The organism is Providencia sp. Me31A, assembly GCF_050487165.1.
GTDB lineage: Bacteria > Pseudomonadota > Gammaproteobacteria > Enterobacterales > Enterobacteriaceae > Providencia.
This window is the reverse complement of record NZ_JBKQGZ010000003.1, coordinates 235,539-262,536: the sequence shown is the minus strand read 5'-3', so window position 1 is coordinate 262,536 and position 26,998 is coordinate 235,539. Positions and strand designations below refer to the sequence as shown.

The window sequence follows — 26,998 nt, the reverse complement described above, 5'->3', positions numbered from 1 at the left end:
TCACCAACGGTAAAAGTCGATGGTAAGGCAGTTGCTCGGCAAGGGGATATTTTAGCGCCTCACGGTGGACATTCAAGAACCATCGTTGGTGGCTCAAGTTGTGTGTTTATTGATGGCAAGCCAGCGGTGCGAACGGGTGATGCTGTCAGTTGCGGTGGTGTATTAATTGGTAATTCGTCGGTAACGATTGGTTAATTAATAGAAACGAATATAACCTTCAGATATTTAATTTTTTATCTGACATAGTTACCAATATTTTTAAGGTTTTTATCTCAGCAGAAGTTTGTCAAAGTGGATCACCATAGAATCGAAAACAGTAATGAAAGAAAGTTTTGATCACTATGCAACACCAAGAGTGGGAAATGCCAGCGATTACCAGAAAGATCCTGTGGGGAATTTGAGTAAACAGCTTGAGTTAGCAGAGCGTTGTTTAAGATCTAAGGTTAATGGATATTCTATAAATCAGAATATTAGGAGTAAAATGACTGAACTTATTTAGGATGTTAAACGAAATAGCAGAAGAAAGATGAGGAGCCAATAATTAAAGGCTATAAATTAACTATTGGAATAGATAGCTAATGTTCATGTTTCAAGTAATTTGAAACATGAAAAACTTTATATTTTCGAAAAGATAACAAAATGAAAACGGTAAATTCCATAGAAAAATATATTATAAATAACTTCGCGATGAAAAATTTTGATCTTATTGAGCTTGATCAAGACATTTTTGATGATTTCAAAAATGATTTTAATGAAGCAAAAAGTATTACAATACTTTTGCTAGAAATAAGCCCTCGCCGGTATAGACGAGGGTTATAGGCAAGGGCTTATACGTTGTTATTCGACTTCTAAAATACGGCAGGTATTCGTGCTACCAACAGTGCCCATCAAGTCTCCTTGGGTTACAAGGACTACATCCCCACTCATTAAGTAACCGTTGTCACGTAAGCGTGTAACGGCTTCGTTTGCAGCAGCAATGCCATCAGTATGTGTGCTACAGTAAACAGGTGTCACACCACGGTATAGTGAACATTGGTTCAAAGTTTTTTCATGGCGTGACATAGCAAAAATTGGTAAGCCAGAGCTAATGCGTGACATCATGCGAGCAGTACGGCCAGATTCAGTCATCGCTATAATGGCTTTAACTCCTTTAAGGTGGTTAGCGGCGTACATGGTAGACATGGCGATCGCTTCTTCTGGGCTGCTAAACTCAGCATCTAAGCGGTGTTTAGATACGTTCAAACCAGGCATTTTTTCTGCGCCAAAACAAACTTGAGCCATTGCAGCAACGGTTTCCGCAGGGTATTGACCCGCAGCAGTTTCAGCAGAAAGCATAACGGCATCGGTGCCATCAAGTACCGCATTGGCCACGTCCATAACTTCGGCGCGGGTTGGCATCGGATTCGTGATCATCGATTCCATCATTTGTGTCGCTGTGATTACTACACGGTTTAACTGACGAGAGCGACGAATAAGTTTCTTTTGCACTGCGACCAGCTCAGGATCACCGATTTCAACCCCAAGGTCACCACGGGCAACCATGACGACATCAGAAGCAAGGATCACTTCATCCATAACTTGGTCATTAGCAACCGCTTCTGCGCGTTCAACTTTTGCGACAATTTGGCATTCACAGCCAGCATCGCGTGCTAAACGGCGTGCGTAATCTAAATCTTCACCTGAACGAGGGAAGGAAACCGCTAAATAGTCGACGTTAATTTTAGCTGCGGTTTTAATATCTTCTTTGTCTTTATCTGTTAATGCTTCAGCAGAAAGGCCACCGCCAAGTTTATTGATACCTTTGTTGTTAGAAAGTTGGCCGCCAACTGTTACTTCGGTAAATACTTGTAGGCCTTGGACTTCGCGGACTTTTAATTGCACACGTCCATCATCAAGCAATAAAATATCGCCAGGAACGACGTCAGCAGGTAAGCCTTTGTAGTCGATACCGACTTTTTGTTGGTCACCTTCACCTTTGCCAAGGTTGGCATCAAGTATGAATTTGTCACCAATATTTAAGAAAACTTTTCCGTCTTTAAACGTCGAGACGCGAATTTTTGGACCTTGTAAATCACCGAGGATCGCAACATGGCGTCCTAAGCGAGCGGCGATTTCACGTACCTTATTAGCACGTAATTGATGGTCTTCTGGAGTTCCGTGGGAGAAGTTAAGGCGAACAACGTTAGCACCAGCGTTGATTATTTTTTCAAGATTATTATCACGATCAGTTGCTGGACCAAGAGTTGTAACAATTTTAGTTCTTCTAAGCCGTCTAGACATGTATTACTCCGTTGACCTGTAATGGTGTTGATAAAAGAGTGAAACCATTTCACTCCATTTCGAAACCTGTTTACTGCAAATAGGGGTGCTGACACGAGCACAGCTATTATATACTGCCAATTTTTTAATGCTATCAGGTCTGTGAAACTATTAAAGCCCAATAAGCATAGAAAATCATTTTTACTGTCAATTTATAGTCTTCAGACGTTATCAAACCGCGAATCACGTAATGCTTCTTTGACGCGCTTCAAGTTATCTCTAAATTTTTCACCTCTTCTTAATGTAAACCCAGTTGTTAATACATCGATAACAGCCAATTGCGCCATTCTTGACACCATTGGCATATAGATGTCCGTATCTTCAGGGACATCAATGATGATGGATAGCGTGGCAGATTGTGCGAGAGGGGAGCTTTCTGAGGTAATTGCAATCACGGTTGCATCATTTTCACGGGCTAAACGCGCCATATCAACCAAGGCTTTCGTTCTACCTGTGTGGGATATCAGTACAATGACATCTCCTTCGCTACTATTAATGCAACTCATGCGCTGCATGACAATATCATCAAAGTACATGACAGGGATGTTAAAACGGAAGAACTTATTCATTGCATCATGGGCTACTGCGGCAGAGGCACCGAAACCAAAAAAGCTGATTTTTCGCGCCTGCGTTAATAAGTCAACTGCTCGGTTGATGATGCTAATATCTAAAGTGTGCTTAACATTGTCGAGACCTGCCATCGCAGATTCGAAAATTTTATGGGTATAAGTATTTACGGTATCAGATGCTTCAATATGGCGGTTAACATAGGGGGTGCCATTGGCTAAATTTTGAGCTAGCCTTAATTTGAAATCAGGAAATCCCTTTGTATCCATTTTGCGGCAAAAGCGATTGACAGTCGGTTCGCTTACATCAGCTAGTTGAGCTAATGAGGCAATATTCAGATGGATTGCTCTTTGCGGCATACCTAGAATGACTTCGGCCACTTTTTTTTCTGATTTACTTAAAAAATCAAGGCTGGTTTTCATTTGTTCTAAAATATTCATATAGCAAAAGCGCCTATTTCATCGAAAGGAGAAATTTTTGAGCCATCACGTTATCCTGTTGTTGATTTTCCTATTTGTCGTGAGGCAGTTACTGAAAGTGAAAATATACTATCTATAATATGTAAGCTATCTGAATGCAGACGATAGATGGTGGCTTTTTTGTCAAACTTTGACCCGTATCTAATTTTCAGAAGCGTAATCTGATGACTTATTTTGTTATTTTATTACAAAAGCTGTCTCCATTCAGTTTTGATGCATATTTTTTGTACAACTCAGTGCATTCAATGTATAACGTTTAATAACACCAAGATGTGTTGTTTTTTTCAGCATAAAAACTGTGATCGGTGTCATGGACATTTACTGGACACTGGCAACAGGGTACATTAGCGGATTAGGGCTAATTTTTTAACAAAATTACAATAAGGCCTATCCTAGTTAGGTCTTAAATTCCGCAAATTGAGGAGAACCAATATGGCGGTACATAATGCTGCTCAAGCTTGTGACTTAATTATCTTTGGCACCAAGGGAGATCTAGCGCGTCGTAAGCTACTTCCATCATTATATCAGTTAGAAAAAGCAGGATATATTCACCCAGATACCCGTATTATTGGGGTCGGACGTGCGGAGTGGAACCAAAGCGATTATGTTAACTTCGTAAAAGAAGCGTTAAATAAGTTCTTAAAAGAAGAACTCGATTCAGCATTGTGGGAAAAACTCAGTGCCCGCTTGGATTTTTGTAATTTAGATGTCAACGAAACAGACAGTTTTGTTCGTCTTGCTGATATATTGAAACAAGATGCTCAACCGGCTATCCACTATTTTGCCATGCCACCAAGTACATTCGGGGCGATGTGCCAAGGTTTAGGCCATGCGAAATTAAATAAAAAGCCAAATCGTGTGGTAATGGAAAAACCATTAGGAACAGATTTAGCGTCTTCACAAGAAATTAATAATGAAGTGGCGAAATATTTCGATGAAAGTCAAGTTTATCGTATTGACCACTATCTCGGTAAAGAAACCGTTTTAAATCTATTAGCGCTGCGTTTTGCTAACTCGTTATTTATTAATAACTGGGACAACCGTACCATTGATCATGTCCAAATTACCGTTGCAGAAGAAGTCGGTATTGAAGGGCGCTGGGGGTATTTCGACCAAGCAGGTCAAATGCGAGATATGGTGCAGAACCACTTATTGCAAATTCTCACCATGATAGCGATGTCACCACCTGCAGACTTAACGACTGACCGTATTCGTGATGAAAAAGTGAAAGTGCTACGTTCCCTACGCCGTATTGACCATACCAATGTGCGAGAAAAAGCTGTGCGTGGACAATATACTTCTGGTTTTGTCCAAGGTAAAAAAGTGCCAGGTTATTTAGAAGAAGAGGGTGCGAATAAACAAAGCATGACAGAGTCATTTGTGGCACTGCGTGTGGATATCGATGACTGGCGTTGGGCTGGAGTGCCTTTCTATTTACGTACGGGTAAGCGCCTACCTGCGAAATGTTCAGAAGTGGTGGTGTACTTTAAAAAGCCAGCCCTGAATATTTTCTCAGAAAGCTATCAAGAACTGCCGCAAAACAAATTGACCATCCGCTTACAACCCGATGAAGGTATTGATATCGAAATTATGAATAAGGCACCAGGTCTTGATCATAAACACCGTTTACAAACCACTAAGTTGGATTTAAGTTTCTCAGAAACCTTTAACCAGACTCATTTGGCAGACGCTTATGAGCGCTTATTACTTGAAGCGATGAGAGGCATTCAAGCACTGTTCGTTCGTCGTGATGAAGTGGAAGAAGCGTGGAAGTTTGTGGATTCTATCATTGATGCATGGGCTATGGACAATGAAGCACCAAAACCATACCAAGCCGGTACATGGGGACCGATTGCTTCTGTCGCCATGATTGCACGAGATGGGCGCTCTTGGAATGAGTTTGAATAATTAAAACATAAATTATTTGTGTAAATATTCGAATATAAGCCTCACCTGATGATTTTAGGTGGGGCTTTTTATCGAGCGTCAAGAACTGTCCTTCTATCAAGATGCTTTTGCTTTCACCTGAAGTTAATGCTTCATCAGAATGGTGAGCAATTGGAGCCGCATATGATTTAGTTGATGAGATTGAGTTGTGAGTAAAAAACAAGATTGTGATGGGGCTATCGCGTTGTCATGTGATTTTGTGCAATCTTCAGATATCTTTTTGGAACTAATGCTCCCTAAATGGGTTGATAAAGGCTTATATAGAGAGAATTACCTAGAAGGAACGTGATAGGAGCGCTTAGAAAATACAGAAAAGGGAGATCAGCAGACCCCATGGAATGGGGCCTAGGCGAATAACTACAAAACTAACTCACTGCGGCCCGTTGCTGCCATATGGATAATCCCTTGCTCTATCCGTAAACAGGCCATTTTAGCTGCGTCAGGGACGGAAAGTCCTGCAAGGAGCTGTGCGGTAAGTTCAGCACCAAACAAATCACCAGTACCTTTTGGTGTGACAGGGTAACGTTTGTGGCGAATGACAGCCACATTGTCTTTTGTGACACAAACGACTTCAATATTATTTTCATCCGGTTGAAATGCACTGGTAATAATCACCCATTGGGTATGACCTTTTAATAAACTACGTGCTGCTATAGTTGCATCAGCTAAGTTATTAACTTGCATTCCGCTTAACGTCATTAGCTCAAACTTGTTAGGGATAATACCGGTTGCTAACGGAATGACCTTGTCACGGTAAACAGCCGCAATTTCAGGTGGAATATAAAAACCGCTATCTTCATCTCCCATGACAGGGTCGACAATAACCGGAAGTGCAGGAAATTGTTTACGCACGGAAGCCAGCCAATCAGCTAAATCTTGCGCTTTCTCAGGAGAGCCTAAGTACCCTGTTAGAATAGCTTTTACGGAATCTAGACTGCCCCTTTCTACAAAACCTTTTAAATAACCACGGAACCATTCACCGGGTAACTCCCCGCCATAACAGGTAGAATAATGTGGGGTATTACTGAGTACAACAGTAGGCACTGCTGCCACTCGCAGGCCTTGTTTAGTCAGTGCAGGAACCGCAATACTATTACCAACGCTGCCATAAATAACTTGAGATTGTATCGATATGACATCGTAAGGCAGTGGAGTGGCATCGACAGAATTTTGAAAACTATTGGAGGTAAGACTGAAGGTGTTCATGACTCTCTCTTAGGCGTAATTCAATCATATAGCCCCTATAAGAAGCTTGTTCAGCTAGCTTGTCAATGCTAAAAATAAAATAACGCAAAGCTATGGCTAACACTGACAAAGTAGGAATAGTGATCAAAATAAACATATTTTATAAAAAATATGGCGTAAAAAATGAGGTGCTGGCGATTGGTTATTCGCTCTATGGATGTAACTACAGGGGTTAATTAGTATATTAATGAATAATTATGCATATTTTTATTCAATGCAAAAGATGTTTATATTCATTGACTTAATAAAAATAGCGTGATAAAAATATGCGGTAATCAATTATCAACATGAGGGTTCGGAGTAAATTGGGTGGATGTCTACCTGATGAAATGAATGAGATATCATGCTTAGCTCAACTAGCGGCAAGATCAGTAAGTCCCAAAAAAGAACGACACACAGGCTTTTCCTTTCAGCTATTCTTTCCAGTGAACACTACTGGTGTGGTGCATTATAGCGTCTCTCTCGACTATTCATTCTGCTGAATAAACTCAGCAACGCGTTGTTATTTGTTTGAATTTTCAACAATTGCGCAATAGTAATCTGTATTTTTGGTCTGTACGAAAAATAGGCTAATGCGTGGTTGTATATAGAGAGATATTATAATGATTTATTGGATATTTTTAGTGTTAGCTATCATAACCGAAGTTATCGGTACCTTATCAATGAAACATGCAAGTGTAAGTGGTGATTTTACCGGTATGGTGGTGATGTATGTCATGATAGCGACATCTTATATTTTATTAGCTATTGCAGTAAAAAAAGTCGCTTTAGGTGTGGCGTATGCACTGTGGGAAGGTATCGGTATCTTGTTTATTACCACATTTAGTGTGATGTGGTTTGACGAGACGTTATCCCCAATGAAAATCGGTGGGTTAGTGCTCTTGATCACCGGTATAGGACTGATTAAATCAGGTACTAAGAAAGCCACAGTTCGCCAATCTGCACAAAAAGTTAAACAAGTCACTCAAAATGCGGTCAACGTAGCCAAAACGAGTGCATTAGTTGGGCGCGAAGCTAAGTCGGAGGCGTAATATGGCCAGTCATTTTGAATGGTGGCATGCTGCGTTTTTGATTTTAGCAGTTGTGTTAGAAATTATCGCCAATATTTTATTAAAAATGTCGAATGGTTTTAAGCGGTATTGGTTAGGTATTTTATCTTTAGTGGCAGTGTTAGGTGCATTTAGTTCTCTAGCGCAAGCTGTAAAAGGTATTGAATTATCAATTGCATATGCATTGTGGGGTGCATTTGGACTTATCGCCACAGTAGCCGCAGGCTGGATACTTTTCAACCAACGTCTAAATTATAAAGGTTGGGGGGGAATTGTGTTATTGCTGCTGGGGATGGTTCTGATCAAAATGTCCTAATGCTCGTCATATTTTGTGTTGTCGCGTTGTTGGCTACATTCGTTAACCCGAGTCACATACTTTTGTATGCTCCTCGGGATTAACTCATTTGCCGCCTAGCGACGCCACAAACTATTTAGAGCATGAATAGGTTGCATATTGATATAGTGCTGTTACGTTGTTGGCTGTAGAATCAAGGTCTAATTATTCAAAATAAAATGGGCGCTAATTATTAGTGCCCATTTTTATGTAAATAAAAACCTGTCTAATTAATCAATTGCCGCGACAATTTTAATTTCAACTTTATATTCCGGTTTCATCAATAAGGCTTGCACTGTACAACGTACAGGTGCGCTACCTGCAACAACCCATGCATCCCACGCTTGGTTCATTCCTGCGAAATCTGCTTTATCTGCTAGAAAAATAGTGGCATCAAGGATTTTACTTTTATCCGAACCAACACGTTCTAGCATGATATCAATTGCAGCGAGCGCATTTGTGGTTTGAGCCGTGATATCGGCATCAAGATTTTCAGGAACACTGGTGTAGTAGACAACGTTATTGTGAATAACAGCTTCAGACCAACGATTATCTGGGTCAATACGTTTAATAGTCATAATTATTTCCTATTATATATGTAAGGTAAGAATAGCAGTTTGACGGCAGGATGAAAATCAGTTGATCAACGAAATAATAATTAGCTCAGCAGGGTTAATGAACTCATGGTAAAGTGTGCCACTCACTTTTTAATGAATAGGTTTAGTAGTGCACGACGATTTTTCTGCGGACGGCTTTTTAGCTAGAACAATTCCCGGCTTTCAACCTCGAGAAGCTCAAGTCACTATGTCTAAAGCGGTGGCAGAGTCGATTGAGCAGCAACAGGTGCTGGTGGCTGAAGCTGGAACAGGAACAGGAAAAACCTACGCCTATTTAGTACCCGCATTGCGTAGCGGGAAAAAAGTTATAGTTTCAACAGGGTCAAAAGCGTTACAAGACCAGTTGTATCATAGGGATTTACCGACCATTATTAATGCTATGAATTTCACTGGGCGCACCGCTTTATTGAAAGGGCGCTCAAATTATTTGTGTTTAGAACGACTAGACCAGCAAGCATTGGGTGGAGGGAGTCTTGAACCTGAAATATTATCAGCAGTTGTCCGGCTACGCAGTTGGTCTGTGGAGTCTGAATTAGGTGATACCAGCACTTGTCATGATATTGCAGAAGATAGCCCTGTTTGGCCGTTAGTCACTAGCACCAATGATAATTGTTTAGGAAGCGATTGCCCTCGATATCAAGAATGTTTTGTCTTAAAGGCTCGCCGCAAAGCCCTTGAGGCTGACATTGTTGTCGTTAATCACCATTTATTTATGGCGGATAGAGTTGTCAAGGATACCGGTTTTGGTGAGCTGATCCCTCAAGCCGAAGTGATGATTTTCGATGAAGCACATCAAATACCCGATATTGCAAGTCAGTATTTCGGCCAGCAGCTCAGCAGTCGCCAATTGCTGGATCTTGCGCGTGACATAATTATGGTCTACCGGACAGAATTAAAAGACCAAATACAACTACAAAAAAGCGCCGATAGGCTTACACAGAGTACATTAGATTTTAGATTGAATTTAGGCGAGAACAGTTTTCGCGGCAATTTGCGTGACTTATTGAAGCTTTCAGAAGTACAAAGAGCGTTGACGTTACTCGATGATTCACTGGAATTATGCTACGAAGTGATTAAAACGGCTTTAGGGCGCTCACAAAGCCTAGATTCTATTTTTGAACGTGTGACCATTTACCGTAACCGTTTGAATCGACTAAAAGATGTGACTATTGCGGGCTATAGTTATTGGTTTGAAAGCTATGGACGACATTTTTTATTGGCGCTCACGCCATTAACTGTTGCTGATAAATTCAGCGAAATGATTAGTAATACACCTGCAAGCTGGGTTTTCACATCAGCAACCTTATCCGTAAATGAAAAACTGAGCCATTTTACCGATCGCTTAGGGGTAGTGGGTGCAAAAACATTGTTATTAGCGAGCCCGTTTGACTACCAAAGTCAAACTTTATTATGTGTTCCACGTTTTTTGCCTGAAACAAACCAACGGGGAATTGCACGAAAATTAGCGACCATGTTGCGGCCATTAATCGAAAAAAATCAAGGGCGCTGCTTCTTTTTATGTACGTCACACCTGATGATGCGTGAATTAGCACAGGAGTTTAAAGCCTCATTAACGCTTCCGGTGCTAATGCAAGGTGAAAGCAGTAAAAACAAACTATTATCTCAATTTATTGCCGCGGGGAATGCCGTCTTAGTGGCAACGAGTAGTTTCTGGGAAGGGGTTGATGTGCGTGGTGACGAATTAACGTGTGTGATTATTGATAAACTGCCTTTTACCGCTCCCGATGACCCCTTGTTAAGGGCTCGCATTGAGGATTGTGAACTGCGAGGTGGTGACCCATTTACAGATGTACAACTACCTGACGCGGTTATTACATTAAAGCAGGGGGTTGGCCGATTAATTCGAGATACCAGCGACTACGGTGTAATAGTTATTTGTGATAACCGCTTAGTCACTCGACCTTATGGTGAGGTGTTTTTACGCAGTCTTCCTCCGTCACCACGTACACGAAGTATTAAAAAAGCCATTGCATTTTTAGAAAATAAACGAAATCAATCTAATCAAAAAGAGTGATTACGCTGTGTTTTGCTGCTATTACTCAGGCCGTTTGTGCTAATATAAACGGCATCTTTTAATCAAAACCTATTTATTTGCCGGAGTTTAGGCATGTCGAGTCGTATTCTTGCTGTTGATACAGCAACAGAAGCATGTTCAGTAGCACTTTGGTGTGATGGTGAAATCATCTCACGCTTTGCTGTTTCCCCTCGTGAACATACACAAAAAGTTTTACCCATGGTTGAGGATGTCTTAGCCGAAGCAGAAATGACATTAAGCCAATTAGATGCCTTAGCATTTGGTCGTGGTCCGGGAAGTTTTACGGGGGTTAGAATTGGTGTTGGAATAGCACAAGGACTGGCGTTGGGAGCAGATTTGCCAATGATAGGTATTTCTTCCTTGATGGCACTAGCACAAGGTGCGTTTCGTATAACGGGTAATACGCAGGTGTTAGTGGCAATAGATGCGCGTATGTCAGAAATTTATTGTGCACAATATCAAAGAGAAACGCATGGTTTATGGCTGGGTGAAAAGACAGAAGCGGTATTATTACCCGATGATTTTAAAGCTAAACTTTCCGGTCTGACTGGCCAGTGGTGCCATGCAGGTACAGGCTGGGCGGCTTACCCGACACTGTTAGCGGGCAACCATTTGTTTATCGATAGCCAAGTGACATTACCTGACGCACAAGACATGTTGCCAATTGCGGCTCAGTTTTGGCAACAAGGCAAAATAGTTGCCGTTGAGGATGTAGAACCAACCTATTTGCGCAATGAAGTGACATGGAAAAAATTACCCGGTAGGGAATAAAGCTAATTAGACAAAGTTAATGTTAATTGGCTATAAGACGTTTAAACGTATAGCCAATTTTTGATTAATTAAAATACAAATCGAATTTTATCAAAATATAGGTTATTATTAACAGGTAATTTATTATTTTTAACATATCGTGTTTTGTTCGTTCAAGGCTATTTTAAATACGCTTTTCTGAATTTATACTATTGCTAATCGGAGGTAGTCTATGAACATTGAATTAAACTGCCACACTGCACTTAAAGGTATTTTTGTTGCAAGCGTATTAGCACTAACAGGATGTGTATCAATACCTTCATCCATTCAAGGGTCGGTACAAAACCCAGCGGAGAACTTAACCTCCGTGCAAAATGCACCAGAGATGTATATTGGTCAAGAGGCTCGCTTTGGTGGGAAAGTTCTTGCGGTTACCAATGAACCAACAAGAACTCGTTTAGAAATTGCGGTGATGGCATTAAATAAATACGATGCTGCGCCTGAACTTAATGCGCCATCTATTGGGCGTGTCTATGCTTATCTGAATGGTTTTCGCGAACCTAGCGATTTCACTAATCATTATGTTACTGTTGTTGGTAAAATCACAGGGGAACAACAGGGTAAAATAGGTCAAGTTCCATATAAGTACGTAACCTTAAATGTTACAGGCTTCCAACGCTGGAATGTAGCTCAAAGTGTAATGATTCCACCATCAGGCCCGTGGGGATATGGATATTACGATTCACCATACTATTATAATCACCCGTGGGGTTGGGGATATGGCTACCCAGGTGGGCCTGCTCAAGTGCACACTTATTTAACTGAATAATTCATTTATCACTGCTAAAAAAGGCCCTAATTATTTAGGGCCTCAGACTGCGGCCAGGCATGTTATGCTTGGCCGTAATTCGTATAGATCATTGAAAATAAACAAGAAAAATCAGTTCTTTGACTTTCGGCTGATAACACTAAGCGGGAAAAATCACGCTTTTGTCCCGCTTAGTCAACAACCTCAGGCTCTAATTAGTTAGGGCCTTTTGTAGCTTAGATGAATCCTCTCCACTGGTGTTTTCAATAGCATTTAATATCATTAAAGCCATCGCGATAAGATATTATAGATTGAATTAGAACATTAATTTATAGATGGCATCTCCAAAATTGACCTATAACAGTGTATAATTAGACTATCTTGTACAGAATTAAATCTGTTTAACATAACTTAAGATAAATAAGGCGGCTTAGTCCGCCTTGTTTTTTCGTGAAGGAACAAAACTTATTTAGTGATAGACCTCTCAACCTTGACATTGTCTGTTTTATAAACTGGTACGCTGAGTTAATAATTTGTTAAAAGGTATGTTGAGTATAATAACTTCACTAAATTCAGGAGTAACATTTTGGAAAAAATCTGGCTAAAAAATTACCCTGCGGATGTGCCGGAAGAAATCGATCCTGATCGCTTCGCCTCTTTAGCAGAGTTACTTGAAAATGCGGTCTCTCAATATGCCGATCAACCTGCATTTATTAACATGGGTGCAGTAATGACATATCGGAAGCTTGAAGAAAGAAGCCGTGCTTTTGCCGCTTACTTACAAAATGGACTTGGTTTAAAAAAAGGGGATCGCGTTGCATTAATGATGCCAAACCTATTACAGTATCCTATCGCTTTATTTGGAATATTACGTGCAGGAATGGTTGTAGTAAATGTTAACCCACTATACACACCGAGGGAGTTAGAACATCAGTTAAATGACAGCGGTGCAACAGCGATTGTCATAGTGTCTAACTTTGCTCATACGTTGGAAAAAATAGTTTATAACACCAAAGTCAAACACGTTATTTTAACGCGCATGGGGGATCAACTCTCAAGACCTAAAGCGACAATTGTCGATTTTGTGGTCAAATATGTGAAGCGCTTGGTTCCCAAATATAACTTGCCTGATGCTATTTCATTCCGTCGTGCAATGCATTATGGCTATCGCATGCAGTATATTAAACCGAGTATCTCAGGTAGTGATTTAGCCTTTTTGCAATATACAGGGGGAACGACTGGGGTTGCAAAAGGTGCCATGCTAACTCATCGCAATATGTTAGCTAACGTAGAGCAAGCGAGAGCGGCTTATGGCCCAGCCTTGAAGTTTGGTGCTGAGTTTGTGGTAACAGCACTCCCGCTATATCATGTATTTGCTTTAACCGTAAATTGTTTATTATTCATCACGGTGGGTGGTGTCAACTTGCTTATTACTAACCCGCGAGATGTACCGGATACTGTGAAACAGCTAGCGCGTTACCCTGTCACATCCATTACTGGTGTGAATACGTTATTTAATGCATGGTTGCACAATGATGAATTTAAAAAAATGGATTTTTCACGCTTACGTCTTTCTGTTGGTGGGGGCATGCCAGTACAAAAAGCCGTTGCTGAAAAGTGGCAGCAACTTACCGGCAAACACCTACTGGAAGGGTATGGATTAACCGAGTGTTCACCATTGGTGACAGGGAATCCACATAATTTAGACACTTATAGTGGAAGTATTGGTTTACCTGTTCCTTCAACTGAGGTTAAATTCCTTGATGATGATGGACATGAAGTTGAACAAGGTCAGCCAGGGGAAATGTGGGTAAAAGGCCCGCAGGTAATGAAAGGGTATTGGAACCGGCCTGACTCTACCGCAGAAACTATCGTTGATGGCTGGCTAGCGACAGGGGATATTGCTGAAATAGACAATGAAGGGTATATCCGCATTGTCGATCGTAAAAAAGATATGATTATCGTTTCAGGTTTCAACGTTTATCCCAATGAAATTGAAGATGTTGTTTCAACTCACCCTGATGTTATTGAATGTGCTGCGATTGGTGTTTCTAGTGAAAGTACGGGAGAAGCGGTTAAAGTGTTTATCGTGACGAAAAATGCGAATTTAACCGCAGATGAACTTAAAACCTTTTGCCGGCGTTCGCTAACGGCGTATAAAGTACCTAAGTTATTTGAATTTAGAAATGAACTACCGAAATCGAATGTCGGTAAAATTCTACGTAAAGACTTGCGCGATGAAGAAAAATTGCAAAGTGCAAAATCACCAGTATGATCGTGGTTTAATCTTATACAGTAAATACATGGCGCCGGTTTTTACCGGCGTCATTGTGATGAAAATATAAAAAGAGAAACTTGTTTTGAATTATCGTTTAGTGACCACAGATAGTGAATTAGCCCAAATATGCCAAGAAGCCAGCCGCGCACCGTGGTTAGCGTTGGACACCGAGTTTATTCGAACCCGAACGTATTATCCGCAATTAGGTTTGCTACAGCTGTATGATGGGAAGCAAGTTTCACTAATTGACCCACTACAAATAACGGATTTTAGCCCATTTAAGGCACTGTTAACTAACCCTGAACAACTTAAGTTCCTTCATGCAGGTAGTGAAGACCTTGAGGTCTTTATTCATGATTTTGATTGTGTACCTGAGCCCATGATTGACACCCAAGTGGTTGCTGCTTTTTTAGGCTATCCTATTTCTTGTGGTTTTGCATCACTGGTTTCTGAACATCTTGGTATTGAATTAGACAAGAGTGAATCACGAACAGATTGGTTAGCTCGTCCTTTAAGTGAAAAGCAATGTGACTATGCCACCGCAGACGTGTTGTATTTGCTGCCATTAGCTAAAATTTTGATGGAGAAAGTAGCAGAGGCAGGCTATCTAGAGGATGTCAAAGATGAGTGTAAACGTGTGGTTGCTCGTCGTCAAAAGGCGATAAAACCTGAAAAAGCTTATTTGAATATTCACAACGCATGGCAATTACGTGATGAACAATTAGCCTGCTTGCAATTATTGGCGCAGTGGCGTTTAAATCAAGCTAAGGCTCGTAATATGGCCATTAATTTTGTGGTGAAAGAAGAACATTTGTGGAAAGTAGCCCGTTACTTGCCCAGTTCTCTAGGTGAACTTGATGCATTAGGGTTAACGGGGCAAGAAATTCGCTGCCACGGTAAGCGTCTGTTGGCGCTTGTAGATCAAGCCAAAAATTTGGATGCAAGCCAATATCCAGCGCCGGTATCGAATATTACTGAGCAAAACCAATATAAAAGCTTGTTTAAAGAAATCAAATCAATAGTGAAAGATATTGCCGAAAACGAAAAGTTTAATGCCGAGTTGTTAGCCTCTAGGCGGCAAATAAATCAACTGCTTTCTATTCACTGGGGGCTAAAATCATCCACAACCCCACCTGAACTCCTTGCTGGCTGGCGGGGTAAATTACTCGCAGAGCCACTTTCTAAGTTATTAGCCAACGCATAAGCTATTTAGGCGCATGAATAATCATGTGCCTAAATACACATCGAATATTAATTTATTTATTATCAAATGGTGAAGTTCTAATTAATTATTAGTTTAATATTCACTAAGTGAATATTAAAATCAATTTTTGTAATTACTCTTAAAAATAATTAGATTAATCCCTAAAAATGGAGTAAATATAATTCAGTAATGTATTATTATTTAATAACGCATTGAAAATAAATAATTATTTAACGTTGCGGAATTAATAATTACAGATTGAATTATACTTCTCGCATTTGTAAATGAAAATCATTTTCATATACTGACTTTCGAACATTAAAGGAATAGTTAATACCTTTTTTTAATGTGTGACCTAACTTATCAATATAAGTTAACTACTGTTCGAATAGGAGCTTACAAATGAAAAAACTTTCTTTAATTACCTTAGCGGTTTCCTTCTCTCTATTTTCCACTGGTGTAATGGCTGAAACGGTTTCCGGCCAAAGCCAAAGTTATGATGAGGAAAAAACAGATATCATCGTTGGTGAAACACAGTCCACAAGGGGACCACATGGTGGAGCATTAGGTGCTCCTGGTATTGGTTACCGAAATATGAGAGATGGGATGAGAATATCATTTTCTGGTTTAAAAAACTTGGTAACACAGAAACCGGATAATGTTTATGTATTAGAAAGTAGTGGAAGTCCACATGGTAATATGGGTAAATTTCAATTTAGTCAGGTAGCTGATGCAGAAATTTATTATGGTGACTGGTCACAAACAGGACTTGAGGGAGATAAAACGCACACGGCATATTTCTCAGGGGAAAATGCCAGCACAGAAGTACCAGTTGAGGGTAAAGCCACGTATACCCTCGAAGGGGTTAATCAGTATGATGGCGAAGCTAAATTAGCAGGGTCATTTGAGGCTGATTTTGGTGAAAAAACTTACATCGGCTCATTGCAAGGGGCAAGCAATAACTACACTATGGCAGGTGAACTTGAAGAGCAAGGAAAATTCAGTGGTACAGCGGTTGCCAATGATTCTATTGATGGGACAAGTAAGGGGCAGTTCTTTGGTGATAATGCAGACAGTATGGCAGGGGTGACTTCATTTGCAGGCAATGAAGAATTAGATATTGCATTTGCGGGTAAAAAAGACTAATTAGTTCTCACTGATAAATCATCCCTCGTAAAAATAGGTGAATTTTCTTCGCCTATTTTTTATTTGTGCACAAAAATTGAGATTATATGAAACTAGAAATTTTTGTAAGAATGAGTTTTTTAATCTTTTTGTTATTATTTAGTTTTTGTTGCTTATCTAATAATAAAGAAGATTATGGAAACAGGAGTACTATTTTAAATTTAATAACTAAAAAGGAAAGTAATAAAAAAATTCACTCGTCAAAAAAAACAAATAAAAATGTCGACGAAATAAGTTTTGTTCTTTATGATTTAACACAAAGAAAAGCGTTCGAACAAGTTGATGAATTATTGACAGGTTATTTAAACGATCCCAAGCACGATCAAACGTTGGTTAGTTACATTCATGCTGAGCAGTTTTTCTATAAAGGTAATTATAATAAAGCGATAAAAAACTACCAGAAGGTTTTAAATGATGAGCCTAATGTTATCTCAACCCATTTTAAATTAGCTAAAGCGTATGTGGCGGTTAAAAATTATACTGACGCATTAAGGCAGTATGAAAAAATAAACATAAAATTTCGTGATAAGTTAACAAAAAAACAGAGTAGTATAATCGATAATAATATTAAAAATATAAATGCTCATTATAACAGGCATGGAAATATTACTTTTGGTATGGGTTATAATTCGAATATTGACCAATCACAAGGTGGTGATAAACAATATTGCACCAAGGGTACCTGTATAACAGGGCAGCCAATGCGGGCTAGTATGGTAAATAATTTCTATTTAAGTAGCACAAGGATAGCACCACTATATGGACAGCATAGTTGGATACAAGGACTCAATTTTTCAGGGGTTGACTATCTGCGGGATGACAGTAAAAGAAAGGTAACTATATACGCTAATGGCGGTTACCAGTATGCAGATAATAATAAAAAATTAATCTTAACACCAACTGGTTTAGTAACATGGCAAAATAACCAATTTCATTACTATAGAATAGGCGTGAAAGGAGGGATTGAGGTTTATCCATCACCATTTTTTTCTATGTTCGCCTTTATTGATGTCAATAAATATCATTATAATAAAGCATATACAGCACATGATGGTAATGAAATAGTATATTCATATGGGGTGGTTTATATCGTTAACGAAAACCGTAAGCTAACTATTAGAGGTGGAAATGTAAGTTATAATAAACCGTTGAAAAGTGATAGTTATAATCAATATGAATTATCTTTTAATTTATCTGATTATATTCATACAACTGAAATTTCTAATACCATTGGTTACCGAAAATCAAAATTTAATAGCTATGATTGGTCATTAGATACTCAGCGAGTAGACTATTGTTGGTATTTTAAAACGCAGATTAATAAAACTAATTTTAAGATATTACAATTTTCACCATCCATTTATTTTAATTATCAAATCAATAGTAGTAGTGCAGATGTTATTTATTCTTATAAGCAAAGTGAGTTCGGTGTCAATTTTACCAAAGCATTTTAATTTTCACCGGAAGGAATAATGAAAGTAAAAACAGTGATAGCAATTAATATCGCGACAGGGTTGTCCATGCTGTGTGCTCCAAGTTTACTTAATGCACAGGAACGGGAAAATATAGGCTCTATTTTGGTTAATGATAAAGCCATAACTATCAAAGAGCGTGATAGAAAAGGTGCAGATAACCAATATGATAAAGACGAATCGAATATTTATATTAGCAAAGAAGAAATTGAACGTTATAAGGGAACTAACCCTGCGGATACGATTAACCATGCAGTTGGCGTGTATAGTGGGGATGCACGTAATAGTGGTGCATTAGACCCAAATGTACGGGGTATACAAGGCCAAGGGCGGGTTCCTGTTACTGTCGATGGAACTGAACAGGCTATCACTGTCTGGCGGGGTTATAATGGTGCGAATAACCGTAATTATATCGACCCAAATATGATTAGCAGTATCTTAGTCATGAAAAGTGGCACATTGGATCGTGATGTACGGACATCAACGGGGGGAGGCATTGCATTAACCACGATTGGTATTGATGAGGTGGTAGCTCATAACGAAAAATTTGGTTTTGACATCAAATTAGAAACCAGTAGTAATGCGACCAAACCAAGAATTAGTCGTCTTAGCTATGGGGGGGATTATCGGGATGAGAAAAATCTATTTGAATATCTAAGTTCGACGCGGTCATTGCGTAGCGGGATTTATTTTCAAGATAAAGATGTGTTAGTCACTCCTCGCTCAAAGGGAAACGCCAATTTTTTTAATTTGCAAAGCAATGCGGCAAGGCTGGCCGTAGGAACACGGCAGGATAAATTTGACCTGATATTAGCCTATAGTTACCGCAACCAAGGCAATTATTTTGCGGGTAGTCGTGGTGCGGAGCAGTATTATGGGGAAATGCTAACTTATGACCCTCAAGCACCTCAAAAGGCTGTTGACCCTTATATGCCATTTGTCGCGAAAATTTATGGCCCAAATAAAGAGGTGGGGAATACCTCCAATGAAATGTCCACTTGGTTAGCTAAATTGAATGTTATGTTGCCTAATGATCAAGGTATCTCCTTCGGCTATATGCAAATGCTAAGCCATTATGGTGAAATTATGCCCTCACAAATTCGCTACTATGATTTAGCAGGACAAATCCCTCAGTGGGAACTCGCAAAGCTAACCTTAAACACTCTCTATGCCAATTACTCATTTAAACCTGAATCGCTCAACTGGATTGATTTTCGTTTAGGGGCTTGGATGACGAAGACTGATTTAAATTCTAATACAGCAGGAGGACAACCGAGAGAGCCAATTCAAAGAGATTGGAATTATGAAATTGAAAGCTCGGGTAAGTCAAGAAATCTGACGATTGATGGCTCATTAGTTAATGGTATTAAATTAAACCAACTGAATGACCGCTATGGCATTTCCATATCGAATAAATTTCAATTAACCCCTGAATTTAAAATTACGTTGATGGGGAATTTAACTGATGAAAACATAGGTAGTCGAGGCGATATTTATGGTTCTAATTCAACCCCGAAGTCAGGACTGTTCAGGGCCATTCCACGTGAGGGTAAACGTAGGGAATATAATGGCGGAATAAGGTTGGATTGGCAGCCTTCGGATTGGTTAAGCCTGAACGCTAGCGCCCAATATATTAACTATTGGTCGAGGGATGTACTTAAAGAAAGACGTGTAGCGGCAAAAGATGAAATATTTGCTCGGCATAGCCGCATAACAGCGAAAAACTATCGATTATCTCGTTTATTAACTGCTGAAGAATTTAACAAAATTCAGCGTTATGAAGATAGGAAGGGGCAAACATATGGAGATATAAAAAATCCATATGTTGTAAAACTCTTTATTGAGGAGGCTCTAGGATTATCCAAGGGAGCTTTAAACGAGGCGGGATATCGCCAGACAAGCGGAGAGTTTAGGATCACCGAAAAAAATCATACGGTAAAGTGGTCAGCTGATGAAAACCATCGTTTCATGCGCGCATATAACCCTTTCTATAATGGTGAGGTAGATTTAAATGAAGAGGCAGTTGACCCTGTTACAGGCATAACAGTAAAAAAACTGAGAGCTGCAAAGTTAGGTAAAGATGAAGTTAAGTTTACGGGGAATGAGAGGTTCTTGCCATCGAAAAGAAATGAAGATTCCGCTTGGGCCCCTTCTGTAGGGGCTACTGTTTATTTAACGGACAATAACCGTATATTTGCACGCTATTTAGAAACGGTTAGAATGCCCAGTATTTTTGAAGATACTGTTGGTTTTTCCAGTAGTAGGGGCATTAACTATGTGCCACCCACTTTTTTACCTGAGCGTAGCCATACGGTAGAACTCGGTTATGTTGGTAATTTCCAAGAACGATTGAATGCAGAAAACCACGCGGATTTACGTATCAATTATTATTACACGGTTGTTACCAATGCTTTTGAAAGAAACTTGGACTTAATTTTCACGCAGGTGGATAAACATAAAACTGCTGGGGTGGAACTGTTAGCTCGTTATGATGATGGCAGGCTGTTTGGTGATGTAGGGGTAGATTACCGTTTAAAAAATGTAGTGTGTGATGTAGCAACATTGATGGAAATGGACCCATATAACAAGTTTGGTGGTTCAGAGTGTACGACGGCAGGGTTTCCTGGGGGCTATTTACGTACACAATTGCAACCTAAATACAGTGTTCATGCCAATTTGGGACTGCGTTTCTTCGATGAAAGTTTAGAAATTGGTAGCCGTATGCGCTACCACAGTACGGCTAAAAATGAAGATGAAGCAGAAATGATAGAAACATATCCTCATCTTTATGCGCCATTAAATAATAGCCCGATGCGTTGGAATGCAGTATTTACCACGGATGCTTATGTCAATTATCAGGTTAATAAAAATATCTCGCTAGAGCTGTTAGCGACAAATTTATTAAATGAATATTATATTGATCCATTAACACGGAGCATGATGCCAGCACCTGGTCGAACATTACGTTTTAGTGTAACAGGGAAATTCTAACCATATCCCCCTTATATTATTTATAAGGGGGAGCCTCTAATTTTAAATCTATGAGTACTGCTATGAAAATAGTTTTATTAGCAGTCGGTTTTTTATTGGTGCCATATTATGACTTATCTTCGTTTTTTATATGCGATGGTTGTTTCTCTTTTGCTACATGGTGGATTAGCTTATTACAGTTTGCTGATAAGTTCTGCTTCAGCGATTAAAGCCGCGCCTATTTACGCTACGGTGATGACAATTACAATGACTCAATTTCAATTAGAACAACAGGTAGCCAGAATAAATGAAACCATTACCGACTCCGGAGGAGTCATTAACTCACCGGTAGAATTGGAATATGCAGCGATTAAAGTGGCGAGGGAGCCAAGTGATAGTCATGATCAAAATCATTTAGGTAAAACACAGCTTGAGGTGAGTAAGCCAAAGGAATTAGCCGAAGTCACCTTGAAGAAAAAAAATCGTCTTAATAAACAGGAAGAGAAGAAACGTAACGATGAAGTTGAGCAGCAGTTTAAAGCAGGAGATGCGCTTGTAAGCTCGCAAGAAAGAGGGTTGCAAGGAGAACAACGCACATCAGCAATGGGGGATGAAAGCAATAATCTCCGGTTAAATTACTTGGCGAAAGTGCGAAATGAGCTTGAGCGCCATAAAAGATACCCAAGGCGAGCTAGAGCGATGGGAATCGAAGGTTTTGTAGTCGTAAATTTCCAAATAACACCTCAAGGTGAATTAATTAATGTTTCCATTATTGACTCAGAGTACAGTGAAATATTTGGCAAAGCAGTGCTTAATTCGGTTAAACGCTACCGGTCGGTAGGCCCGAAGCCTGAAAGTGTTAAGGCGTTAAACCAGATAAAAATTCATTTTTCATTGGAAAAATAAAAAAGGAAACACGAAAAGACAATAACCAGACATTAGCCATAATGGCTAATTAAATAGAACCAAAGCAAGCCGCCATAGCGTATAGCGGCTTCTTTGCAAATTATTTTTCTGTAGTTGTGGTTTTTATTTCATCACCTTCTGGTAGAGTGACGTTTAATTCCAGAACAGAAATATCATCATCTTTTTGTTCAAATTGCACTGACAGCATCTCAGGGTCAACTTGCACATATTTACAAATAACCTGCAAAATATCGCGTTTCATATCAGCAAGATATGGGGGTTCGCTATCACCACGGCGACGTTCTGCAACGATGATTTGCAATCGCTCTTTTGCGATATTCGCTGTCGTCTTTTTTCTCGACAGAAAGAAATCCAATAAAGCCATTATTTATCCCCCAAATAGGCGTTTTAAGAAACCTTTTTTCTCTTCTTCAATGAAACGGATAGGGCGATCTTCACCTAAAATACGTGCAACACAGTCATCGTAAGCTTGGCCTGCTTCAGACTCTGTATCTAAAATAACCGGCTCACCTTGGTTAGATGAACGGAGTACAGATTGGTCTTCAGGGATAACACCGATTAACGGAATGCAGAGAATTTCAAGTACATCTTCCATACTTAACATGTCGCCGCGAGTAACACGGCCTGGATTATAACGTGTTAGTAGTAAGTGTTCTTTAATTGGTTCTTCACCTTTTTCAGCACGGCGTGATTTAGAGGCTAAAATACCTAAAATACGGTCAGAGTCACGGACTGAAGAAACTTCTGGGTTTGTGGTGATAATGGCTTCATCTGCAAAATAAAGTGCCATTAACGCACCACTCTCAATACCTGCTGGTGAGTCACAAACGATAAAATCAAAACCAAGATCATCGCTCAACTCATCAAGAATTTTACCCACACCCTCACGTGTTAAAGCGTCTTTGTCACGAGTTTGTGATGCAGGTAAGATAAACAGATTTTCAGTGCGCTTATCTTTAATCAATGCCTGATTAAGGCTTGCATCACCTTGGATGACATTGACAAAGTCATAAACTACTCGACGCTCACATCCCATAATAAGGTCAAGGTTACGCAGTCCGATGTCAAAGTCGATAACTACGGTTTTATTCCCTTTTTGTGCCAGCCCAGTAGCTATGGCCGCGCTTGAAGTGGTTTTACCTACGCCACCTTTACCTGAAGTTACTACAATTATGCGTGCCATGAATAATTCCTTGTAAATAAGGTCTAATTTAAATATTCGATGTTAAGTTTGTTATCAACTAAACGCAGTTTAGCTGCTTTGGCGAGAAAATCAGCAGGGATTTGATCGCTCAGCCAATATTCACCCGCAATTGAGACCAACTCAGCTTGCAAATGTGTACAAAAAATCTGACTTTCAATATCACCAGAAGCGCCTGCTAATGCACGGCCTCTCATCACGCCATATATATGAATATTACCATCTGCTAACAGTTCTGCACCTGCACTGACATTACTTGTGACGATCAGATCACTATTTGGTGCATAAATACGTTGCCCAGAACGAACAGGAGTATTAATGATTCGGGTCTTACGATGTAAGGGCTCAGTTTGAACTGTCGTAACCTGAGGTTCAGGTTGAATTTCAACAGGTTTCTGACTTTTTCCCTCATTTAATACCGGTAAACCCGCGTCATTTGCTTTTTGTCGTAATATAGGGTCGGTACACCCACTTACCCCGACAATTCGTAAATTCGCTGAAATAACTGATTTATGAATGCTGTGTAAATCAGCATTGGGCGTTAACTCACTAATGTTGATAACAACAGGGGCATTTTTAAAGAAATCAGGAGCCTGACTTACTTTTTCTTGCAGCGCTTTTTTGATGAGTTTAGGCTCTTCACTGTATAAGTGAATAACTGAAAGAGTAAAACTGCTGCCTTTAAGTTCTATTGGCGATTGTGGCATCTATCTAGACTCAGCAAATTAAAAATTCCGAAACAATCCTCGGGTGAAGATATTCTATAAAACAATAGCATGTTATAGTTACTGCATTCTTCAAGCAAGCTAATGAACTAAGAAAAAGAGTTAAATATAATGATTTGTGCAATTTATAGAAGCCCTAAGCGTGATCAAACTTATCTTTATATTGAAAAGAAAGATGACTTTTCACGTGTTCCTGAAGAGTTATTAGCTCAATTTGGAACACCACAATTTGCGATGTCGATTTCCTTAGACAAACGTGAAAAGCTGGCGAATGCTGACTTAACGCGAGTTAAGGCCGATCTACTCGAAGTCGGTTATTACCTACAATTCCCACCTCCGGTAGAAAACTTGCTTTCAGAGCATAAAGAGCTGAATAACTAGAGCAAATTAAGAAAAACCTGAAAAGCAATCACTGTCTGGAGGACACGAATGAAACCAACGTTATTATATACATTAGTCGCTGGTTTGCTTTTAGCAAGTTGTTCTGCGAAACAGCATCAATCAGTGGCAACTCAACCTATTACACCAGAACAAAATATAGCCATAGCTCAAGAAGTTGCTGCATTAGATAAAGCATTTCCAATTGACCAACGTGAACCCTCTCAATTTCCTGCCTATGTCGAATTATTGAAAGAACATGCTGTTGCTCAAGGGATAAAACCTTCCACAATTGAGCGTGCATTCATGAATATCCATTTCATTGAACGTGTGGTGAAAGCTGACAAAGGCCAACCTGAAAAAAGAGCGACGGTCACACTTGCTAGCTATTTAAAAAATGTTTTACCTCAATCCCGTATTAATGCAGGTTATGATAAATATATAGAAAATAAACCGTTATTAGACTCAATTAGCCAAAAATACGGTGTTCCACCTCAATTTATTGTGTCGCTTTGGGGACTAGAAAGTGGTTTTGGTCGTTCTCAAGGTAAGGAAGATGTCATTTCTGCACTCGCAACACTTTCATTTGAAGGTCGTAGGGAAGCGCTTTTTAGTAAGCAATTATTAGCCGCACTTGAGATAATGGATAAAGGTTATATTCCTGAAGACCAGCAATTGAAGGGGTCATGGGCAGGAGCGATGGGGCAAAGCCAATTTATGCCAACGTCATACTTATCATATGCTGCAGATGGCGATGGCGATGGTAAAATGGATATATGGAATAATAAGGCGGATGTTTTCGCTTCGATTGCTAACTATTTATCAACAGAAGGCTGGCAATCACAGTTACCTTGGGGTTACCAAGTTCACTTACCAGCAGATTTTGATCGAACTCTTGAGGGCGTGAAATCTGAACAAGGGAAAACAGTGAGTGAATGGCAGCAATTAGGTGTTAAGTTACCTTCATTTTCGCAATTATCTCCAGAAGTGAAAACCTGGGTTGTGATCCCTGATGACCCTGAAGGTCGAACATTTTTAGTGACTGAAAATTTCCGCACCATTATGCATTGGAATCGTTCATACTATTTTGCTTTGAGTGTATGCATGATGGCAGATGGCATCGCGAATAAAATACAATAACGATAAATAGGAGTACCTCTATGTATCAACATCGTGACTGGCAAGGCGCATTATTGGATTTCCCTGCTAACAAGGTTATTTGTGTTGGTAGTAATTATGCTAAGCATATCAAAGAAATGGGTTCCGCCGTACCAGAGGAACCTGTCATTTTTATCAAACCGGAAACGGCTTTATGTGATATAACTCAATCGATTGTTATCCCCAAAGATTTCGGTGAAGTTCATCATGAGATTGAAATGGCAATTTTAATTGGAATGCCATTAAAAAATGCGGATGAAGACCGTGTGTCTCGTTCTATTGCTGGCTATGCTGTCGCATTAGATTTAACGCTTAGGGATTTACAAGCCAAATTTAAAAAAGCAGGCCAACCGTGGGAAAAAAGCAAAGCCTTTGATGGTTCATGTCCTATTTCAGGTTTTATTCCCATAAGTAACCCAAATGACCTGCAAAATACTCAGCTTTCTTTGGAAATTAATGGTGAAGTTCGCCAAGAGGGCTCGACGCGTGATATGATCACGCCAATTTTACCGCTGATTAGCTACATGTCACGCTTTTTTACGCTACGAGCAGGGGATGTCATTTTGACAGGAACACCAGAAGGTGTTGGCCCACTGGCCTCTGGCGACATGTTAAAGCTATCTATTAATGAGCATACTCTGACTACCCGAGTAATTTAAGTATAGGATTAATTAACACTATGTCGCAGTTCTGGCAGGTTAAAACATTAGATGAAATGACTGATGAAGAGTGGGAGTCACTTTGTGATGGATGTGGGCAATGTTGTTTACACAAGTTAATGGATGAAGATACCGATGAAATCTATTTTACTAATGTGGCTTGCAACCAACTTAATCTAAAAACCTGCCAGTGCAAGCACTATGAAGACCGCTTCAGTTATGAGGCGGATTGCATCAAGCTTAATCGTTATAATTTAGAAACATTTGAGTGGCTGCCGAATACCTGCGCCTATCGTTTATTACTTGAAGGAAAATCGCTTCCTGCTTGGCATCCTTTAAAAACTGGGTCTAAATCCGCAATGCATAATGAAGGAGTTTCTGTCCGCCATATTGCAGTAAGGGAAATTGACGTAGTGGATTGGGAAGAACATATTATGAACAGACCGAAAGGTAGAGGCTAAGAGTATTTAAAGGAAAAGTGAGCTTTATGGATATATCGTTACCAGCAGTTGGGTTGTTCACGCTTATTGATCTTATTTTTGTTCCTAAGGCTATATCACTGTTTGAATGGTTTAGTGGGTACGCCATGATGGTAATTTATACTTTTTAAATAACTCTCTTCTTCGTTTTATTTTGATAAACGATACTCATATTTTTATGAGTCATTCTC

26 protein-coding genes are annotated in these 26,998 nt (G+C 39.6%); 19 read left to right on the top strand and 7 right to left on the bottom strand.

Translation table 11 applies throughout. From position 1 onward, the window contains the following. On the top strand, positions 1-195 hold a 195-nt coding region (locus tag ACLPIE_RS03955; RefSeq protein ID WP_430259865.1), incomplete at its 5' end, for a PAAR domain-containing protein. A 444-nt stretch (positions 196-639) separates the two neighbouring features. Further along, entirely contained in the window at positions 640-819 is a 180-nt protein-coding gene (locus ACLPIE_RS03950) for a hypothetical protein (protein ID WP_430259863.1), read from the top strand. Positions 820-837: 18 nt separating this feature from the next. Here the strand turns inward: ACLPIE_RS03950 and pyk are convergent, their stop codons facing one another. Continuing rightward, on the bottom strand, positions 838-2,280 hold the full coding sequence (gene pyk, locus ACLPIE_RS03945; protein WP_430259861.1) for a pyruvate kinase: 1,443 nt from the start codon (positions 2,278-2,280) through the stop codon (positions 838-840). A gap of 200 nt (positions 2,281-2,480) precedes the next feature. Beyond that, a complete protein-coding gene (locus ACLPIE_RS03940) occupies positions 2,481-3,326 on the bottom strand; it encodes a MurR/RpiR family transcriptional regulator (RefSeq protein ID WP_430259859.1) in 846 nt (281 codons plus the stop codon). A gap of 471 nt (positions 3,327-3,797) precedes the next feature. Between ACLPIE_RS03940 and zwf the strand changes: the two genes are divergently transcribed. Then, positions 3,798-5,273 (top strand): glucose-6-phosphate dehydrogenase, encoded by a 1,476-nt coding sequence (gene zwf / locus ACLPIE_RS03935; protein ID WP_430259857.1) that lies wholly within the window; start codon positions 3,798-3,800, stop codon positions 5,271-5,273. Positions 5,274-5,460: 187 nt separating this feature from the next. Beyond that, positions 5,461-5,601 (top strand): hypothetical protein, encoded by a 141-nt coding sequence (locus ACLPIE_RS03930; RefSeq protein ID WP_430259855.1) that lies wholly within the window; start codon positions 5,461-5,463, stop codon positions 5,599-5,601. Between the two features lie 68 nt (positions 5,602-5,669). Here ACLPIE_RS03930 and pdxK read toward each other — a convergent pair whose 3' ends face one another. Then, positions 5,670-6,518 carry a pyridoxine/pyridoxal/pyridoxamine kinase gene (pdxK, locus tag ACLPIE_RS03925; RefSeq protein ID WP_430259853.1) on the bottom strand — a complete coding sequence of 283 codons (849 nt, stop codon included), beginning with the start codon at positions 6,516-6,518 and terminating at the stop codon, positions 5,670-5,672. A 641-nt stretch (positions 6,519-7,159) separates the two neighbouring features. Between pdxK and mdtJ the strand changes: the two genes are divergently transcribed. Together mdtJ and mdtI are read left to right on the top strand one after the other, a co-directional pair. Continuing rightward, the gene (gene mdtJ / locus ACLPIE_RS03920) at positions 7,160-7,588 is read left to right on the top strand and encodes a multidrug/spermidine efflux SMR transporter subunit MdtJ (RefSeq protein WP_430259851.1); all 429 of its coding nucleotides are present in this window, start codon (positions 7,160-7,162) and stop codon (positions 7,586-7,588) included. Position 7,589: 1 nt separating this feature from the next. Continuing rightward, positions 7,590-7,922, top strand: a complete 333-nt coding sequence (gene mdtI / locus ACLPIE_RS03915) for a multidrug/spermidine efflux SMR transporter subunit MdtI (RefSeq protein WP_430259849.1) — start codon at positions 7,590-7,592, stop codon at positions 7,920-7,922. A gap of 248 nt (positions 7,923-8,170) precedes the next feature. Here the strand turns inward: mdtI and ACLPIE_RS03910 are convergent, their stop codons facing one another. Next, a complete protein-coding gene (locus tag ACLPIE_RS03910; protein ID WP_430259847.1) occupies positions 8,171-8,518 on the bottom strand; it encodes a RidA family protein in 348 nt (115 codons plus the stop codon). Positions 8,519-8,666: 148 nt separating this feature from the next. Here ACLPIE_RS03910 and ACLPIE_RS03905 point away from each other — a divergent pair, with 148 nt between their 5' ends. The 9 genes from ACLPIE_RS03905 to ACLPIE_RS03865 all read left to right on the top strand — a co-directional run bounded on the left by ACLPIE_RS03905 (position 8,667) and on the right by ACLPIE_RS03865 (position 22,186). Then, complete coding sequence (locus ACLPIE_RS03905; protein ID WP_430259845.1) at positions 8,667-10,592, top strand: ATP-dependent DNA helicase; 1,926 nt, start codon at positions 8,667-8,669, stop codon at positions 10,590-10,592. A 93-nt stretch (positions 10,593-10,685) separates the two neighbouring features. Next, positions 10,686-11,384: a tRNA (adenosine(37)-N6)-threonylcarbamoyltransferase complex dimerization subunit type 1 TsaB gene (tsaB, locus tag ACLPIE_RS03900; protein ID WP_430259843.1), complete on the top strand. Its 699-nt coding sequence runs from the start codon at positions 10,686-10,688 to the stop codon at positions 11,382-11,384. A 211-nt stretch (positions 11,385-11,595) separates the two neighbouring features. Beyond that, the gene (locus ACLPIE_RS03895; RefSeq protein WP_430259841.1) at positions 11,596-12,192 is read left to right on the top strand and encodes a Slp family lipoprotein; all 597 of its coding nucleotides are present in this window, start codon (positions 11,596-11,598) and stop codon (positions 12,190-12,192) included. A gap of 565 nt (positions 12,193-12,757) precedes the next feature. Further along, positions 12,758-14,446, top strand: a complete 1,689-nt coding sequence (gene fadD, locus ACLPIE_RS03890) for a long-chain-fatty-acid--CoA ligase FadD (RefSeq protein ID WP_430259839.1) — start codon at positions 12,758-12,760, stop codon at positions 14,444-14,446. A gap of 85 nt (positions 14,447-14,531) precedes the next feature. Then, positions 14,532-15,653 carry a ribonuclease D gene (rnd, locus tag ACLPIE_RS03885; RefSeq protein ID WP_430259837.1) on the top strand — a complete coding sequence of 374 codons (1,122 nt, stop codon included), beginning with the start codon at positions 14,532-14,534 and terminating at the stop codon, positions 15,651-15,653. 402 nt (positions 15,654-16,055) lie between these two features. Beyond that, positions 16,056-16,799 (top strand): Slam-dependent surface lipoprotein, encoded by a 744-nt coding sequence (locus ACLPIE_RS03880; RefSeq protein WP_430259835.1) that lies wholly within the window; start codon positions 16,056-16,058, stop codon positions 16,797-16,799. Positions 16,800-16,885: 86 nt separating this feature from the next. Continuing rightward, complete coding sequence (locus ACLPIE_RS03875; protein ID WP_430259833.1) at positions 16,886-18,292, top strand: surface lipoprotein assembly modifier; 1,407 nt, start codon at positions 16,886-16,888, stop codon at positions 18,290-18,292. Between the two features lie 18 nt (positions 18,293-18,310). Beyond that, positions 18,311-21,301, top strand: a complete 2,991-nt coding sequence (locus ACLPIE_RS03870) for a TonB-dependent receptor domain-containing protein (RefSeq protein ID WP_430259831.1) — start codon at positions 18,311-18,313, stop codon at positions 21,299-21,301. A 108-nt stretch (positions 21,302-21,409) separates the two neighbouring features. Continuing rightward, on the top strand, positions 21,410-22,186 hold the full coding sequence (locus ACLPIE_RS03865) for an energy transducer TonB (protein WP_430259829.1): 777 nt from the start codon (positions 21,410-21,412) through the stop codon (positions 22,184-22,186). A 100-nt stretch (positions 22,187-22,286) separates the two neighbouring features. On the opposite strand, the gene minE is transcribed toward ACLPIE_RS03865, so the two are convergent. From minE to minC, 3 genes are read right to left on the bottom strand one after another with little or no spacing between them, the layout of a single operon-like run. After that, positions 22,287-22,571, bottom strand: a complete 285-nt coding sequence (minE, locus tag ACLPIE_RS03860) for a cell division topological specificity factor MinE (RefSeq protein ID WP_430259827.1) — start codon at positions 22,569-22,571, stop codon at positions 22,287-22,289. Between the two features lie 3 nt (positions 22,572-22,574). Then, on the bottom strand, positions 22,575-23,390 hold the full coding sequence (minD, locus tag ACLPIE_RS03855; protein ID WP_430259825.1) for a septum site-determining protein MinD: 816 nt from the start codon (positions 23,388-23,390) through the stop codon (positions 22,575-22,577). Between the two features lie 23 nt (positions 23,391-23,413). Next, the gene (minC, locus tag ACLPIE_RS03850; RefSeq protein ID WP_430259823.1) at positions 23,414-24,115 is read right to left on the bottom strand and encodes a septum site-determining protein MinC; all 702 of its coding nucleotides are present in this window, start codon (positions 24,113-24,115) and stop codon (positions 23,414-23,416) included. Between the two features lie 129 nt (positions 24,116-24,244). Here minC and ACLPIE_RS03845 point away from each other — a divergent pair, with 129 nt between their 5' ends. From ACLPIE_RS03845 to ACLPIE_RS03830, 4 genes are read left to right on the top strand one after another with little or no spacing between them, the layout of a single operon-like run. Then, positions 24,245-24,514, top strand: coding sequence for a YcgL domain-containing protein (locus tag ACLPIE_RS03845; protein WP_430259821.1), 270 nt, complete (start codon positions 24,245-24,247; stop codon positions 24,512-24,514). Positions 24,515-24,562: 48 nt separating this feature from the next. Beyond that, positions 24,563-25,651, top strand: coding sequence for a lytic murein transglycosylase (locus ACLPIE_RS03840; RefSeq protein WP_430259819.1), 1,089 nt, complete (start codon positions 24,563-24,565; stop codon positions 25,649-25,651). Between the two features lie 20 nt (positions 25,652-25,671). Then, positions 25,672-26,328: a fumarylacetoacetate hydrolase family protein gene (locus ACLPIE_RS03835; protein ID WP_430259817.1), complete on the top strand. Its 657-nt coding sequence runs from the start codon at positions 25,672-25,674 to the stop codon at positions 26,326-26,328. A gap of 20 nt (positions 26,329-26,348) precedes the next feature. Next, positions 26,349-26,789 carry a YcgN family cysteine cluster protein gene (locus ACLPIE_RS03830; protein WP_430259815.1) on the top strand — a complete coding sequence of 147 codons (441 nt, stop codon included), beginning with the start codon at positions 26,349-26,351 and terminating at the stop codon, positions 26,787-26,789. Positions 26,790-26,998: the final 209 nt, after the last annotated feature.